This is a genomic window from Phenylobacterium sp. GW821-FHT12F10 (assembly GCF_058806695.1).
Map to the genome: position 1 here is coordinate 55,835 of NZ_JBXAPY010000005.1, position 15,278 is coordinate 71,112.

The window sequence follows — 15,278 nt, forward strand, 5'->3', positions numbered from 1 at the left end:
GCCTAGTCGGGATTCGGACCTTCCGCCTGGTTTTCCAGGATTTTGCCGGACTGGGCGTCGATCCCGACCTCGTAGGTCTTGCCATGCGATTTGATGTCGAACGAATACCGCATGCCGCTGCCGCCGGCTTCCTTCTCCAGCTCCTTGTCGGTCACATGGCCGGGCCTGGCCTTCAGCGCCGTGGCTTGGGCCTGGACGAGCGTGATGTGGGCGGTCGAGGCCAGCTCATGGCCAACATAGGGCTTCGGCGAAGCGGCGAGGGCGGCCGAACCTCCGAGAGCGACGGCGATGGCCGGGAAGATCAGAAGGCGCTTCATGGTGTTTGTCTCCGGTAGTTGCCCCGCCAGATGTCGTCACCATCGTCCTATGCCTCTCGCGTGGAGATGGCGGCGGCCATACCATTCGCCAATGTTTGACAGTCTCGATTTTGAAATGGCAGGATGGGTAAGGCGGTTATACCAACCAAATCCTCGCGGCGCGCGCTCGTCCCATACGATGATCCTGCCTACCGCAGGTGAATCACCGTCGAGCGGCTGATCCTGTTCCTTGGTGGCCTTCGCTGTCAGTTCAGGAAGAACATTGCGACGGTGGCGACGGCCAGGGTCGCGCAGGCCCGCCTTTCAGAGATCTTCAGTGCAGATCGGACCTTATCCACGCAGGCCCGGCGACGGGCTCCATGTGCTTGTGACCCCAGCGGGTCGCGCCTCTGGCGGCTGGCCTATCGCTTCGAGGGCAGCAGAAGCTTCTGGCGCTCGGCGCCTATCCCGATGTGTCCTTACGGGCGGCGAGGGAAGGGATGGAGGCGGCCAAAGACCTGCTCGCCGAGGGCGTCGATCCCGCCCTGGCGCGCAAAACCGAGAAGCGAAAGAAGCGGATCGCCGACGACCATACTTCCCGTTCTGTCGCCGACGAATGGTTTGATAGCCAGAAGGCGCGTTGGGCCGGCAGCTATTCGGAACGCCTCCGCAGCCGGCTTGACTATGACCTGCTGTCCGAACTCGGTGGCCGCCCGATCGCCTCCATCGAACCTATCGAGGTGCTCGACGCTATCCGCAAGATCGAGAAGCGCGGCGCCGTCGAGATGGCGCGCCGTTTCGTGCAGATGGCCAGCGCCGTGTTCCGATATGGGGTCGCCACCTTCCGCTGCGTGCGCGACCCCACCGCGGATTTACGCGGCGCGCTGAAGGCGGCGGGTCCTGTGAAACACCGTTCGGCGATGACTGCCGACGAGTTGCCGGACTTCATGGCTCGCCTCGAAGCCTATGATGGCGACCGCCTCACCAAGCTTGCCTTGAAGCTCATCCTCTACACTTTCGTCCGCACCGCCGAACTCCGCTTCGCTGAGTGGAAGGAATTCGAGAACCTGGACGGCGACGATCCGCTATGGCGGATCCCCGCCGGGCGCATGAAGATGCGGCGCATGCACCTGGTGCCGCTGGCGCCCGAGGTCGTCGAGGTCCTGCACCAGCTCCGCGCCATCAGCGGCAAGAGCGGATGGCTCTTCCCCGCGCCCACCCGCAGCAAGATGATCTCTGAGAACACGATGCTCTACGCCCTCTACCGCATGGGCTACCACGGCCGCGCCACGGTCCACGGCTTCCGCTCGACAGCGTCGACTATCCTCAACGAGAACCACTTCAACCGCGACTGGATCGAGGCCCGGCAGGTTTGAACGGCGAGTTTCCAGAGGCGTCCTAACTTCCGCTCCTGATGCTGTGGACGGCTCCCGGCCCGCGGGAGCGTAGGCTCTTGCGCAGCAGGAGGAGAGAGCCATGGCTCAAGTCGTTACGATAGGTCTGGATATCGCCAAGTCGGTCTTCCAGGTGCACGGGGTCGCCGCCGATGGCGAGGTGTTGATCCGCCGGCAGCTGCGTCGAGCGCAGGTGATCGCGTTCTTCGCGAAGCTGCCGCCTTGTCTGATTGGCCTCGAGGCGTGCGCCAGCGCCCACTTCTGGGGCCGGGAGCTTCGGAGGCTGGGTCACGAAGTGCGGCTGATGCCGCCGAGCTATGTGAAGCCCTATGTCAAACGCCAGAAGAACGACGCGGCCGACGCCGAGGCGATCTGCGAGGCGGTGACCCGGCCGACGATGCGGTTTGTCGAGGTGAAGAGCCCCGAGCAGCAGAGCGTGATGGTGCTGCACAAGGTCCGGATGATGCTGATACGGCAGCGGACCCAGCTCTCCAACGCGGTCCGCGGCCACATGGCCGAGTTTGGGCTGGTCGGCCCGATCGGCCGCGAAGGCCTGGCGGGCTTGCTGAAGATTGTTGAAGCCGCCGACGAGCGGCTGCCAGAAGAAGCGAGGGTGTGCCTGGAGCTGCTTGGCGGGCAGCTGCGGCTGGTGAACCAGCAGATCCTCGAGACCGACCGGCGGATCCGCACCAGCGCCCGAGCGACCGAGGCCGGTCGGCGGCTGATGACCATCCCCGGCGTGGGGCCTCTGCTGGCCAGCGCCCTGGTGGCGACGATCGCCGACCCGAAGGCCTTCAAGACCGGCCGCAACCTGGCGGCCTGGATCGGACTCGTCCCGAAGCAGAACTCCAGCGGCGGCAAGGAGCGGCTCGGCGGGATCACCAAGCAAGGCGACCGATACCTACGCCAGCTGATGGTCGTCGGCGCCCTGGCCGTCGTGCGCTACGCCCAGCAGTACGGGACCCGCAGGCCATGGCTCGTGCAGCTCCTGGCCCGCCGGCCGACCAAGGTCGCCACCGTGGCGCTCGCCAACAAGATCGCCCGGATGGCCTGGGCGGTCATGACCACAGGGGAGACCTATCGCGAGCCCGAGCTTCGGGCCGCCTGATCATCGGCGCCTCGGCGCCCACAAGCTTGGGAAGGGCAGATCTGAACTAATGCATCCAGCCGGTCGATACCGGAAGATGGGAAAACCCAATTGCGCCAGAGCGCTTCGAGCGCGTGCTCTTGGTCGGGACCCATCTTCGCGGAAGGCATTATGGCCAGCGGCCCATGCGCCGCACCAACAGGTCGAACACATGGCCGCACCGACCAGCTCAGCGAGAGTCCAGAAAACACCTTGCCAAGGGGGAGCCGTCCACACATGGCGCATAGCGGTAGTTGCTAGGGGAAGGAGGCTTCCACAGCGAGCGCCGCCAGTCGCTCCTCGCAGATGGCGCGGACCTCGATCTGCAACGCGCCGATGCGCTCCGTCAGCCAGCCCAGTTCCTCGGGCGTGATCTTGTAGTGCCGCGAGTATCGCGCCTTGATGTAGGCGGCGCGGAGGAGTTCAAAGCAGCGCTTCTCGAACTTGGTTTCGGTCGGCCAGATGGCCGCAAGCCTGGGATCGAGGGGCTCGGCGAGGTTTCGCAGCCGGACCAAATTGTGGGATTTCGGCGTGTACAGGGTCATCACAAGCAATAGACAATTGTACAGGTGCTCGGTCCCCTGATGGAGATTGAACGCCGCCAATTTCGGCGATCCGTCTCCAATGAAAAATTGGGCCCCACGCAAGAAGCCCGATGCGCTCTCCATCCAGTCTTCAAAGTACGTGCGCGCTTCTTCCAAGGCGGTCGCGGGGGAAAGCTCGCACGGGGCGGCGAGGGCGTGGCCGGGGGTGTTGTGGAGCAGGATGCCGTCGCGCACGATGTCGATGAAGAAGTAGCGGCCGCGTTCGAGCTGGTGGTTCACGTCCTGCAGGCTGTGGACGATGAAATTGACCGGGGTGCGCAGGTGCTGGCCGGCGGAGAGCTCCTTGAGGATCCGGGCCTCTGCGGTTTCCCAGAACTCCACAGTGTCGGCCAAGTCTTCATGGTCGACGATGATCAAGAGGTCGTAGTCCGAGAAATAGCGGCCGATCGGATCCTCGACCCAATCGCCGCGCGCATACGATCCGAACAGGATGATCTTCAGCACCTGGCCGTGCTTCAGCCGCGGCGCCATGCGCTTGGCGGTGAGCTTGCCGAACTCCTCCAGCAGGATCTCGACCAGATAGGCCAGCTCGCGCTGCTTGCCGCCGGGCAGGTGTTTGAGGTCGGTTCTCATGCGGGGCCATGATCGGTGATTGGCGGGCCGTTGCAAAGGCTCGGTCGCGCAAGCTCAGGTCGAGGGGCGTCAGGTTTCATCGTCGTCCCCGTCTGGCGTGGAATTGGGCGGTGGGTTGGGGTTGAGCCAGCTGTCGGCCAGGGCGTCGCGGGCGGCGAGGTCGGCCTCGAGATCGCTGAAGGTGCGGCGGAAGGCGGCGATCAGCCGTCCGACCTCGATGCGCGCGATGTCGTCGGCCACCCGGTCGTCGAACCGGCGCAACGCCGTCATCAGGGCGCTGGTCAGCTTGTTATCGATGCTGCGCAAGGCGAAGGCGGGAGACCCGATCATCACCGCCACCATGATCGCATGCGGGTCGGCGTTGGTGGCGGCGGCGAAGGCCTTGATCTTCTCGAAGTCGAGATGGGTTCGGCCGGCCTCGAAGTGCTGGTAGGTCCGCGGCGCCAGGCCCATGGCCTTGGCCACGTCGATCTGCCTCAGGCCGCGGCGGCGGCGGATCAGCCGCAGCGCTTGCGACAGGATCGCGCCTTCAGCGGAGACTGCGTGCAACGCCGACATGGAACGCGGACTCATTTGGACAACTTGGGGGGCGTGACAGTTTCATCCGCGCGCGGCCTTCAATCAATGGTGGCGCCTAAGTGTCAAAGCGAAAATCCACCGGAGCTCAATAATTGCATGAGAGTCCAAAGGACTGGTGAAACTGGCAGCGGATCGGATGCGCAACGAAGTTGCGTCTACGACGCAATGAACCGGCGTATGACTTCGCATGTAGTCGTGTATTTGTGCTGGAAGTTGATGTGGTCCGTTCTATCGAGAGAAAACGGCCTGATCCAACTGGACAGTCGGAACGGGGAGGAGCCAGATACTGCATCGCCTGGGTGTGGAGTGTTGAGGCCTTGCGAAGCCGGGACCCCTTCGGCGCCGCCGTCGAAAAACTGCGCGGCCAGATCCGGCGGGGCGAGATCGCGCCGGGCGAACCGCTCATCGTTCTCGACCTGGCCCGCGCGCTGACGTTCAGCGCCACGCCGGTGCGCGAGGCCCTGGCCTACTTGGCGGGTGAAGGCCTGATCGACGGCCGCCGCGAGAAGCTTCGCGGCTATGCGACCTGGACCCTGACCGCTGTGGACCTGGCCGATCTCTACCGACTCCACGCGACCCTGGTGCTTCTCGCGCTCGGCGAGGCCGCGAGGCGAGGCGCGCGGCTCGAGCTTGGGCGGGCCCTGGCAGGCGCCGACGATCTCGCCACGGCGGCTGGATATGCCCGGGCCACCGAACTGGTCTTCGATCGGATCGTGAGGGGCGCCGGGTCTGTGGTCATTCGGCGGGCGCATCGTGTTGTCGCCGATCGCCTGCATCTGGTCCGATTGCTGGAACCCAGCGTTCTCACCGAGGCCGCGCAGGAGCTTCGGAACCTTGCGGCGTTCAACGACGCGGGCGCCCTGCTGGCCCAGGCTATTCGCACCTATCACCGGCGCCGCGCGGCAGACGGTGAACGGTTGCTGGCCGCGGCCCAACGGCGCGCCAGCGCCGGGCCCTCAGCCCCATAGCTTGGGACCAATGCGGAGCGCTCACGCCGGTGGGCGTGGGCGCCAGAGATGGTTGCGGAATGGCTCGCAAAATACTGAAATTATATGAGGAATATAGATTGAATACACCGCTCCGCAGCCGCCCCCTGATGATGCCGCGATGTTGCGGCGAGACCATCAGAAGGAGGCTACCATGCTGAAGTTTTCTCGCCTGATCTCCCTGGGCCAAGCCAAGCGCCTGACCCTCGGCGGGATCATCGGCCTCGTGCCGGAAGAGTTCGACGGCGTCTACGAGGCCTAGGCCGGCGACCGGTGGCGGGCCGAGCTCGCCACCGGGCTTTCCGCAGGAGAGACTTCCGCCGTGACCGACTCCAACTGGCGTTTTCCGAGCCATGTTCACGCCACGACCAGTGGCGGGGACCTTGTGCTGCTCGATGTCCGAAGCGACGCCTACTTCTGTCTGCCCGATGTCGGGCAGGACTTTCAGGTGAGCGCGACGGACCGCGCCGTTGGAACCTTGCCGCTGGAGGTCCGTACCGAATTGCAGGCCGCCGGGCTGCTGGTCCGAAGCGATGGCGCGCCAAGCGGCGAGCGGCCCGCCTTGGCCCCCCGGGACGATCTCTTTGATCAGCCATTTCCGGCGCCGACCCGGCGCGAGCGTCTGGATTTCGCAAGGGCGCTCGTCGGGATGGCCTGGACCTACCGCGGTCGGCCGTTCGAACACATACTTGCCGACGCCTCTGCGCGGAGCCTGGCCTTGGGAAGAGGCGAAGGCATGGTGGGCGAGGCGCTCGTCCGGCGAAGTCAGGTGTTTCGTCGCCTGCTGCCCTGGTCCCCGGTGCAAGGCGCCTGCCTGTTCCAGGCCGCGCTGCTGCTGGAATTTCTCGGCCAGGCCGGCCTGACCGCCGACTGGGTGTTCGGCGTCCGCACCTGGCCGTTCGGGGCCCACTGTTGGCTGCAGGCCGGTTCGACCGTGCTCAACGACACTGTCGATCGTGTGGCGGCCTTCGATCCGATCCTGGTCGCCTAGGGTGGCGGCCTATCTGGCCCTGATGTGGAGCGACGAGGCGCCGGCGATCGCGTCCGCGGTCCTTCAGAGTCTTCCCGCCGACAGTATCTGGGCGGCATCCGACATTGGGTCCCGCCACATGATCTTCACGCGCGGGCCGGTCTGGCCGCGGATCCGGCGACTGCCTGGCGAGCGCGGCCATGTCATCGGCGATTTTTTCCGGCGCTGCTTTGGAGGTCCGCCGGGCGACGAGGTGGAGAGCCTGACCATCTCGCGCCGCGCCAGCGCCCTGACCATCGCCCGCGACCTGAGCGAGACCTACTGGGGCCGCTACGTCGCCTTGATCGGCGGCGGGCCGGACGCGGGCCCGAGTGTGTTCCGGGATCCCAGCGGCACCTTGGACGCCATGGCCTGGCGCCAGGACGGGGTCGCGTTCGTCGCGACGCACCTGCCGGACTGGCTGCCGCGTGAGGCCCGGCCGGAGCTTTCCATCGACTGGGGCCAGGTGGCGGCCTGTCTGTCTTCCACCGCGGCCATGGCCGGCGCCTGCGCCCTGAAGGGCCTGACGGCGATCACGCCGGGCGCCTTGTTCACCTTCGGCGCCGGCGAGCAGCAGGTCTGGCGGCCTGCGGAGATCGCGCGGCGGACCCCGCCCAAGGACGCCGCGCGGCTCTTGCCCACCGTGCTCGACGCCTGCGTCGCAGCCCTCGCCGGTGAGGGGCGGGTCTCCGTCGAGATCTCCGGCGGCCTCGACTCCGCGATCGTCGCCAGCAGCGTGGCGACCGCAGCCCCCGACAGGGTGGCCGAGTGGATCAACTACCATGCCGCCGACCAAGCCGGGGATGAGCGGGTCTATGCGCGAGATGTGGCCGCGCAGTGGAGCGTCCCGCTGACCGAGGCCTTCAAGCCGGACTTCGCCGTCACCGGCGAGGCCCTGGCCTTGGTCTCCGATGGACTGCGGCCAGGCCTCACTGGCAAGGACATCGAGCGGGATCGGCATGCCGCGGCGCGGATTGTGGAGACCGGTGTCGAGCGGGTGATGACCGGGCAGGGCGGCGACATGGTCTTCTTCCAGACCCCGACACCCCTGGTCGCCGTCGACCATCTGCGGCGCGTGGGACTGCGAGGCCTGTTCGATCCCGAGGTGGCCGCGGTGGCGCGATGGACCCGGACGTCGCTGTGGGCCATCGCGGGCCTGGCGCTTCGCAGGTCCTCCCGCTGGCATGGGGTGCGCAGTGTGGCGAACCACCCCTGGCTGGCCGATACCGACGACCTGCCGCCTGCCAAGCAGGTTCAGATCGCGACCCTGGCCCAGGCCTTGTTCGTCCATATCGAAGGGCTTCGGGGCCGGGCCGGCGAGATCGTCCATCCCCTGCTGGCCCAGCCTGTCGTCGAACTCTGCCTGTCCATTCCGGTGCCGGACCTGACCGTGGGCGGACGGGACCGCGGGCTGGCCCGTCTGGCCTTCGCCGAGCGATTGCCGCCGTCCATCCGGACCCGGCGCTCCAAGGGCGAGTTCGGCGCCTATTACGGACGCGTGGTGGGCGCGAGCCTCGAAGTCCTGCGGCCGCTGTTGATCGAGGGGCGGCTGGCGGCAGAAGGCCTGCTCGATCGCGCCCGGCTGGAGACCATGCTCACTCGCGAACACCTGGTCTGGCGCGGCGACTATTCGGGTCTGATGACCGCGGCGGTGCTGGAATCCTGGGTGCGGCATTGGGAGGCGCGGGGCCAGGGCGCCTGGCCATAGTCGCACCGAGGCCCGCACGAGGCGGCGTTCGAGGATCCAAATCCAGGCGAAATCCTCCGCCGAAACCGTTCGTTTACCCGGGGGGCTGGAGGCTCGCCGGGCGCTTGTCGAATCCAAGAGGCGCGTGCCAACTCCTGGTCATTCCTGTAAGGTGTTTCCATGACCCAAGCCGTAGCAAAGTCGCGCAAGCCGAAGGCTCGCGTTCTGGGGACGAAGGCGTTCGCCGCCATCAGCGCCGTCGAAGGTTTGCGACTGAGCGCCTCAAGTCGCAAGCGCCTCGACCTGCTCAAGGCTTCCGGCCTGACGACGGAGGAGCGTCGGGCTGAGGTCCTTCGCACCTATGCGAGTCTCGGCAAGAAGAGATGAGCGGCGAGGGCTACGACGCCTTCGACGATCCGTACGCCTATAGGGGCTCCAGCGTCCTGAGGAACAAGGCGGGGCTGCGCGACGCGGCGCTGCTCGAGGCTTTCGAGCTCGAACTAACGACCCTGCGGTCGGAAGAGCCGCTGCCTCAAGGCCGCTTTGGCCCGGCGCACTATCGCGTGGTGCACAAGCACCTGTTCCAGGATGTCTACGTTTGGGCGGGGCGCTATCGCACCGTCAGGACGTCCAAGCAGGGCAACGCCTTCTGCTATCCCGAACACATTGCGCGAAGCATGGACAAGGTCTTCGAGCGGCTTCAGGCGGCGCCTTTCACAGGCGGCGCACCCATGGAAAACATGCGGGCGCGGCGGCGGGCGCGGGCCGCCTGGAGGCGCTCCCGCGAGACAAGTACCGCCTGAACCCGCAGAAGCCCGCCCCCGGGTCGACGCATCGGCTGTCGTGGTCCGCTTGCGCCACTTGCGCACAGTCTTGGGGTTTAGCCCGTAGCAGCGGCAAGGGCCCTGCTGCTCCCTTGCGGCGCTTGGAGCTCGGCTCGAAGACGCGGCGTCGAGCGGGCGTTGCCGTGAAGAACGCTTCCCATGACGCATCCTCCTCCTGACGACTCAGGACTGTTTGTGCACCATCAGAATTCGGGACTGAACACCTAGATGACCACTGACGGGATCGCCCTTGGGGGCTTGGGCCGGGCGACCGGCTTGCGGAGCAGACGGCCCACACGCATCAGCAGCTGTTGGTCCTGGAAGGGCTTCGAGAGGAAGTCCAAGGCGCCGAGCTTCAGGGCTTCCTGCACGTCAGAGCTTTGGTTGCGCGCCGTCAGCACCAGGGTCGGGACCGCGATCCCTAGAGCCTTCATCCCCCTCAGGACTCCAAAGCCGTCCAGCTTCGGCATGTTGATGTCGAGCACCATCGCGGCGGGCGCGACCTCCTTGAGCCGGGCTAGGCCCTCATAGCCGTCGCGGGCGCTGAAGGTGTGGAAGCCGGCTAGGTCCAGTCTCGTCGTGATCAACTCCAAGACCAAGGGGTCGTCCTCGACCACCAGGATGCGGGGCTGTTTGATCTCGTTCAGCATCGGCGTTGGTCGCCCTCTTCGGAGATCGGCTCCCACTGTGTCCAGTGCGAGATGGCCTGGATGAGGCCAGCGGCGTTCACCGGCTTACGGACGACGTCGTCAAAGCCATCCTCATCGGCATACCTCTGAAGGTCCGTATCCGCTGAGAAGGCCAGAACGGGGATCGAGACGTTTGGTCCAGGCTCGCCGCGCAGACGCCTAAGGGTTTGCGGTCCGTCCATGCCGGGCATCCGGATGTCGAGGAGAATGACGTCGTAGGGCAGGGCTGTGGCGAGCTCCAAGGCCTGGGCTCCATCCACCGCCTCGGTGACCTGCGCCCCCACCGCCTCCAGAAACGCCCGGGCGAGCGTCCGGTTCATCGGGTTGTCGTCGACCACCAGCACCCGCACGCCATCCAGGGTCAGAGGGGGCCCCGCAGCCGGGGCCGCAGCCACCTCGGCGTCGGTCTGCGGCGCGTCAATGAAGAAGTGGAAGGTCGATCCCTGACCGGGCGCACCCCGGACGCCGATCTCACCCCCCATGGCCTCGACCAGGCCCTTGCAGATCGCCAGGCCTAGGCCCGTTCCACCGTGACGGCGGGTGGAAGAGGCGTCCACCTGCGAGAACCGTTGGAAGAGGCTGGCATGCTGCTCCGGCGTCAGGCCGCCGCCGCTGTCCTCCACCGCCACGTGCAGGCGCTGGAGGGGGGCGTCGTACCGCAGGTGAAGCTGGACGAGGCCTTGTTCCGTGAACTTGATGGCGTTGCCCACGAGGTTGAACAGGATCTGGCGAAGCCGATCGGTATCCAGCTCAAGGGTATCAGGGATCTCACCGTCCGAGCGGAACTCCAGGGACAAGCCCTTGGCCTCGGCCTGAGGTGAGAACATCAGCAGCGCATCGTGGGCGACATCCACCGGCGAGGCCGGGCGAGGCTTGATCTCATACTGGCCGGCTTCGAGCTTTGAGAAGTCCAGGACGTCGTTGACGATGGAAAGCAGGGCTTGGCCCGCGCTAGCGACCCGGCCGACGTGACCCCGCGCGATCTCGTCCAGCCCTTCCCGGGCCGATAGCAGGCCGGAGAAGCCCAGTATGGCGGTCAGCGGCGTGCGGATCTCATGGCTCATATTGGCGAGGAACTCGCCTTTCGCGGCGGCGGCGGCTTGGGCGGCCATCGTGGCTTCGGCCAGGGCGGTTTCCTGGGCGACCTGGACCGTGACGTCTCGGATAACGTCGAGGAAGAGCTTGGCTTCGTCGGGCGCCTCTTCGTGTAGCAGGGAGGGGTTGGATTCCAGCCACACCCAGCGGGCGTCATGTTTGTGCCAGACGCGCCAGCGGACGGGCTCGCCGGGGCGACCCATGGCGACATTGGAGAACACCCGCCGGACCGCAGCGACATCTTCGGGGTGGGTGAGGTCCATCGGGCGCATGCCGACGAGTTCCCGGCTGTCGTAGCCGGTGATCGCGCGGGAGGACGGCGCGGCGAAGGTGATGCAGCCATCAAGACCGGTGGTGACGATCATGTCGGTGGCGTTCTCGGCCATCAGGCGGAATCGCGCCTCGGCCTCGGCCAAGGCGGCGTATGCCGCGCGCCGCTCGGTGATGTCGCGCATCTGGGAGACCAGGGCCACGGGTTGGCCGTCCTCGTCGCGGATCAGCGTGGAGCTGCCCTCCATCCAGACATATCCGTCCCGCGTGCGCATGCGCAGGCTGCGGTCGCGGGTCGCCTCCACGTCGCAGCCCGCCGCCAACTCGCCGACCGTGGCCAGAACCCGCTTCAGGTCCTCGGGGTGGATGAACTCCCTGCCACGGCGCCCCACCATCGCCTCGGGGTCATGACCATAGCGCCGGACGGAGGGGGAGATGTATTGGATCACATCGTCCATACCAATCTTGAGGACGATGTCGCTCGAGGCCTCCGCGAGCAGACGATAGCGCTCCTCGACTTCGCGACGGGGCGTGAGGTCCTCGATCTGGGAGACGAAGTGCTTCGGCTGGCCGGAGACGTCAAGGACGAGGGACACGGAGAGCCGTACCCACACGGTGACGCCGTCGGCGCGGAGGTAGCGCTTGTCCATCTGATAGCTTGGAATCTCGCCGGCGACCAGGCGAGCGACATGGCCGAGGTCGATGTCGAGATCATCCGGATGGGTGATGGCCTGGAAGTCGAGGCGCAGCAGCTCGGCCTCCGGATAGCCGACGGTCTCGCAGAAGGCCGGGTTGAGCTTCAGGAAGGCGCCCTTGAGGCTGACCAGGGCCGTGCCGATGGGGGCGTGGTGGAAGGCGTTCTCGAAGAGGTCGTGCTGCACCTGTTCCCGCGCACGGACGCCGGCCAAGGCGGTCTCCGCATGCTTCCGGGCGCTGACGTCACGGAAGGCGTTGAGGATTTCGATGGGCCGACCGGTGGCGTCGCGCAGCAACTGGGGATTGCCCTCCAGCCAGACCCATTCTCCGCTCTTGGTGCGGTAACGGTGGGCGCGGTCGGCCGAGGGATCGACCTCGCCACGGCCCAGCACCTTCAAGGTGGCGACGAAGCGCGCGAGATCCTCAGGATGAACCAGGTCCGCAGCCGATTGGCCGATCAGCTCCTCGGGTTCGTAGCCGAGAGCCCGGCACGCCGGGGAGAGATAGAGCAGGCGGCCGTCCAGACCGGCGCGAACCAGAATGTCGGTGCTCGCTTCAACCAGGCGACGGTAGACGTCCGCATGTTCCGACGCCCGATGGTCCTCATCGCTGATGCTCATCTCGGTGCCCCCAGCGCGCGAAGAAACCATCCTTGCGCGAACCGACCGTCATTCAACGACCTTCGCAAATGGTGAACGCGTAGAGCGTGGACAGCCGATCTGGTGCGACAGAACGACCAGATGCAGCCTGGAGGCGTGCGGCGCGGCCGATAAGGCCACCTGCGATTGTTGACGGAGCCGCGGAGCAAGCCGGTTCGCGCATTTCGCCCCCGTCAGTTCAAGCAGCCTTGATAGCCCCGACGGGTAGGACCCGGTCGGTGGGCGCCTTCGGATTCCACGGCCACCCCGTCGCGGCGCGTCACGCCGATCTTCGCCAGACGCACCAAGAAGCCTTCCGTAAGGGTGGCGAACGCCTCGAGTCCGGCCTCCATGTTCGGCCTTGCGACAACGGAGGATGGAACAACAACCCCCTCTCCGGCCCGGCGCTCGATGAGGCCCAGGCGCAGCAAATTGCTGGTGCGGCGACGGGCTGTTTCATATGGCAGGAGCAGAGACGCCGCGACGGCGTTGACCCTTACGGGTCGCCTGCAGTGACCATGTACGAACGCCGCCAGCCCTTCTGATGTCGCGCCGAGCGTCAGGTCCTGGGCCATGTGTTCGACGTTCGAGACCGACACGGCGCAGAGTAAGAGGACGTCCACGAGATCGACCCCCGCCGTGCGGGAAAGCAGGCAGAGACCGTCGATGAAGTAGTCGACGGAGATGCGGACGGTCTGACGGCGAATATCGACCTGGGGAGTGTCCGCCTGCCGTGTCGCGGTGACGCCAAAGCGGCCCAACTCGTCCACGAAGTCCGTGGTGAGAGACCAGTTCTGATCGATGGCCAACAGGTGCCGTGGGTTCGCCAGGGCCAAGCCGGGTACAATCAGACCGCCGGCGACGCCGACACATAGGCCAACCTTCTTCAAAGCGCCGACGTGACGCCGGACGGTCTCATAGGGAAGCCGCATATCCCTCGCCAGGGCATAGGCGCTGATCGGCAGACGCATGGTGTCGGGCGGGATCGAGGTAAGGCCGGCATACCGCGTGCGGGCCCCTGGGCTCTCGGTGATGGCGCTAACGTTGGCGCGCGAGATCGCCAGGATGAGGAGGGCCCTGATCAGATCACGGTCGATGGCCTCAGCCACCAGACGCGCGGCCTGAAGAAGGTAGTTGGCGCCGAGTCTGAAGGTCTGCCGCTTCAGATCGGCCTTGGGCGCGCCTGACGCCATGTTGCTAACGAAGGTCAAGCCGCCCACTCCGCCGAGGCCCAGGTAACGCTTCTCTGGGCTTCCTGCGCTCCGGTCGGAAGGTGACGGATGCGCCTAGCTCGTGTCGCGCTTCGAAAACTTTCCCTGCGGTGTTTCGACCTCATCGCCAAGCAATTTGATAACGTCGTTATCTGAGGTTGTGGGATTACAACTTTGCATCGGCGGGACGCCTGGTGCGTTGACCTGGCGCCCCATCCGGCGCCGGTTCAACGGCCATCGGCTCACACGTCCGCTCCTGACGTGCATCCGTCAAGCTGGCCCGCTATCGCGATGCGGATCGCCGCGCCATGGTGACGACGAGGGTTGGTTCGGCCATGGCCAGCCTCTTTTCTGAGGAACATCTCAGCCCCAACCTACAAGGTTGATGGCGCAACGCGCAGGTCGTGATCGGATTCGGAGGGCCGTCCGTGAACCAAGTCACGGCGCGCGCGCGGGTCGACCTGCATGGCAGCTAGCCCTGACGGGCGACCGCCAACGATGGACCTCAAAGCCGTCTCACATTGTCGGCGAAGGCTTCGCTTCACGTCCGACCTGGAACAGGCAGGTCTCGCCAAAAAACACGTCGACCGCCTCGCACTCGGTGTGACGGGCCAGCAATTCGCGAGCGCGCGTCAAAGCGTCCAAGTCGTTCTCGCAGAGAGCCGGCTCGAAGCGCGTCCCCTCGCCGCCGTCGCGGAGATAGATGGTGTAGGTCTTGAGCATAGCGTCCCCCGACACGCATTGCGGGGTGTGGTCCTGCGCACACCTTGATCGAGATCAAGTTTCCCGCCGTAGGCGAGGGGGTTCGTCAGAGGCGTCGTCAGCGCCTTGGCGCCGGCCCAGAATCGTCCGCCCTAGCCGACAGTTGCGCGCCCATCCGCCGGGTCGTCCTCGTGAGCGGAGGCGGCCAGCCTGCGGGTGTCTCGGCATACGATCAGCGTGTTGCCGACGTCGCCCTCCATCACCGGGATCATCGACGGTGAGAACCCCGAAAGTCTCAGCGCCTTGGCGATCCACTGCGCCGGCCAGGACGCCGGTGTGTCGGCCACATTCCAGACGATGACGCCGCCAGGTCTCATCGCCTTGGCGAGCAGGGCTCCGATGTCGCTGGTGAGCATCGCGTCGGGAATCTTCACGCCTCGGAAGACGTCGACGGCGATGGCGTCCCACTGTCCTGACGTCGACCGAAGGAACGCCATGGCGTCGGCCTTGACGCACTCGACGGTCGGGGGGAGGTGGAACCACCGGCGAGCGATATCGAAGGCGGTCTGCCAGTTGTCGACGGCCGTGACCTTCGCGCCGCGGCGGCTGAGCAGGGTCGCCAGCGCGCCACCCGCCGTCCCGAGCAGGAGGACACTGGCTGGGCCGGCCAGGGCGTCGTCCATCGCGGCCACATAGTCGAGCAGGTTGTCGCCGGCGACATTCACGTGCGTATAGAGGGCGCCATCTTCGTAGTAGAGTCTGGCGCCGGTGTCCTTCAGCTCGACGACCCGAACGCGTCGGTCGCCCTCGTCATGCTCGACCAGCACCTTCATCTTGAACCTGGTCCCCGCCGATAGCGTGAGTGATGTATGGCTCCGCGACAGTCGAGCGCTGATAC

At 66.1% G+C, this 15,278-nt stretch carries 15 protein-coding genes; 7 read left to right on the plus strand and 8 right to left on the minus strand.

What is annotated here, in order from left to right:
* Positions 1-2: 2 nt before the first annotated feature.
* The gene (locus AC1RN5_RS21335; protein WP_493043743.1) at positions 3-317 is read right to left on the minus strand and encodes a PepSY domain-containing protein; all 315 of its coding nucleotides are present in this window, start codon (positions 315-317) and stop codon (positions 3-5) included.
* 389 nt (positions 318-706) lie between these two features.
* Here AC1RN5_RS21335 and AC1RN5_RS21340 point away from each other — a divergent pair, with 389 nt between their 5' ends.
* Together AC1RN5_RS21340 and AC1RN5_RS21345 are read left to right on the plus strand one after the other, a co-directional pair.
* Entirely contained in the window at positions 707-1,672 is a 966-nt protein-coding gene (locus tag AC1RN5_RS21340) for a tyrosine-type recombinase/integrase (RefSeq protein WP_493044092.1), read from the plus strand.
* Between the two features lie 100 nt (positions 1,673-1,772).
* Positions 1,773-2,798, plus strand: a complete 1,026-nt coding sequence (locus AC1RN5_RS21345) for an IS110 family RNA-guided transposase (RefSeq protein ID WP_493043745.1) — start codon at positions 1,773-1,775, stop codon at positions 2,796-2,798.
* Between the two features lie 275 nt (positions 2,799-3,073).
* On the opposite strand, the gene AC1RN5_RS21350 is transcribed toward AC1RN5_RS21345, so the two are convergent.
* Positions 3,074-3,994 carry a HEPN domain-containing protein gene (locus AC1RN5_RS21350; protein ID WP_493043747.1) on the minus strand — a complete coding sequence of 307 codons (921 nt, stop codon included), beginning with the start codon at positions 3,992-3,994 and terminating at the stop codon, positions 3,074-3,076.
* Between the two features lie 69 nt (positions 3,995-4,063).
* Positions 4,064-4,552: a helix-turn-helix domain-containing protein gene (locus AC1RN5_RS21355; RefSeq protein WP_493043749.1), complete on the minus strand. Its 489-nt coding sequence runs from the start codon at positions 4,550-4,552 to the stop codon at positions 4,064-4,066.
* A gap of 338 nt (positions 4,553-4,890) precedes the next feature.
* On the opposite strand from AC1RN5_RS21355, the gene AC1RN5_RS21360 reads away from it, so the two are divergent.
* From AC1RN5_RS21360 to AC1RN5_RS21380, 5 genes are all read left to right on the plus strand, one after another.
* Entirely contained in the window at positions 4,891-5,541 is a 651-nt protein-coding gene (locus AC1RN5_RS21360) for a GntR family transcriptional regulator (RefSeq protein WP_493043751.1), read from the plus strand.
* Positions 5,542-5,881: 340 nt separating this feature from the next.
* Positions 5,882-6,550: a lasso peptide biosynthesis B2 protein gene (locus AC1RN5_RS21365; RefSeq protein ID WP_493043753.1), complete on the plus strand. Its 669-nt coding sequence runs from the start codon at positions 5,882-5,884 to the stop codon at positions 6,548-6,550.
* A 118-nt stretch (positions 6,551-6,668) separates the two neighbouring features.
* Positions 6,669-8,276 (plus strand): asparagine synthase-related protein, encoded by a 1,608-nt coding sequence (locus AC1RN5_RS21370; protein ID WP_493043754.1) that lies wholly within the window; start codon positions 6,669-6,671, stop codon positions 8,274-8,276.
* A 159-nt stretch (positions 8,277-8,435) separates the two neighbouring features.
* Positions 8,436-8,642, plus strand: a complete 207-nt coding sequence (locus tag AC1RN5_RS21375; protein WP_421931835.1) for a hypothetical protein — start codon at positions 8,436-8,438, stop codon at positions 8,640-8,642.
* Positions 8,639-9,058 (plus strand): Fic/DOC family protein, encoded by a 420-nt coding sequence (locus AC1RN5_RS21380; RefSeq protein ID WP_493043756.1) that lies wholly within the window; start codon positions 8,639-8,641, stop codon positions 9,056-9,058. Before AC1RN5_RS21375 ends, AC1RN5_RS21380 begins: the two co-directional genes overlap by 4 nt.
* Before the next feature lie 245 nt (positions 9,059-9,303).
* Here AC1RN5_RS21380 and AC1RN5_RS21385 read toward each other — a convergent pair whose 3' ends face one another.
* The 5 genes from AC1RN5_RS21385 to AC1RN5_RS21405 form a co-directional block, all read right to left on the minus strand.
* Entirely contained in the window at positions 9,304-9,729 is a 426-nt protein-coding gene (locus AC1RN5_RS21385; protein ID WP_493043758.1) for a response regulator transcription factor, read from the minus strand.
* Positions 9,723-12,449 carry a PAS domain-containing hybrid sensor histidine kinase/response regulator gene (locus AC1RN5_RS21390; protein ID WP_493043761.1) on the minus strand — a complete coding sequence of 909 codons (2,727 nt, stop codon included), beginning with the start codon at positions 12,447-12,449 and terminating at the stop codon, positions 9,723-9,725. The genes AC1RN5_RS21385 and AC1RN5_RS21390 overlap by 7 nt, the downstream gene beginning before the upstream one ends.
* Positions 12,450-12,661: 212 nt before the next feature.
* Entirely contained in the window at positions 12,662-13,678 is a 1,017-nt protein-coding gene (locus AC1RN5_RS21395; protein ID WP_493043763.1) for a hypothetical protein, read from the minus strand.
* 516 nt (positions 13,679-14,194) lie between these two features.
* Positions 14,195-14,401, minus strand: coding sequence for a hypothetical protein (locus AC1RN5_RS21400; RefSeq protein WP_493043764.1), 207 nt, complete (start codon positions 14,399-14,401; stop codon positions 14,195-14,197).
* Positions 14,402-14,532: 131 nt separating this feature from the next.
* A complete protein-coding gene (locus tag AC1RN5_RS21405) occupies positions 14,533-15,213 on the minus strand; it encodes a spermidine synthase (protein WP_493043766.1) in 681 nt (226 codons plus the stop codon).
* Between the last annotated feature and the right edge of the window lie 65 nt (positions 15,214-15,278).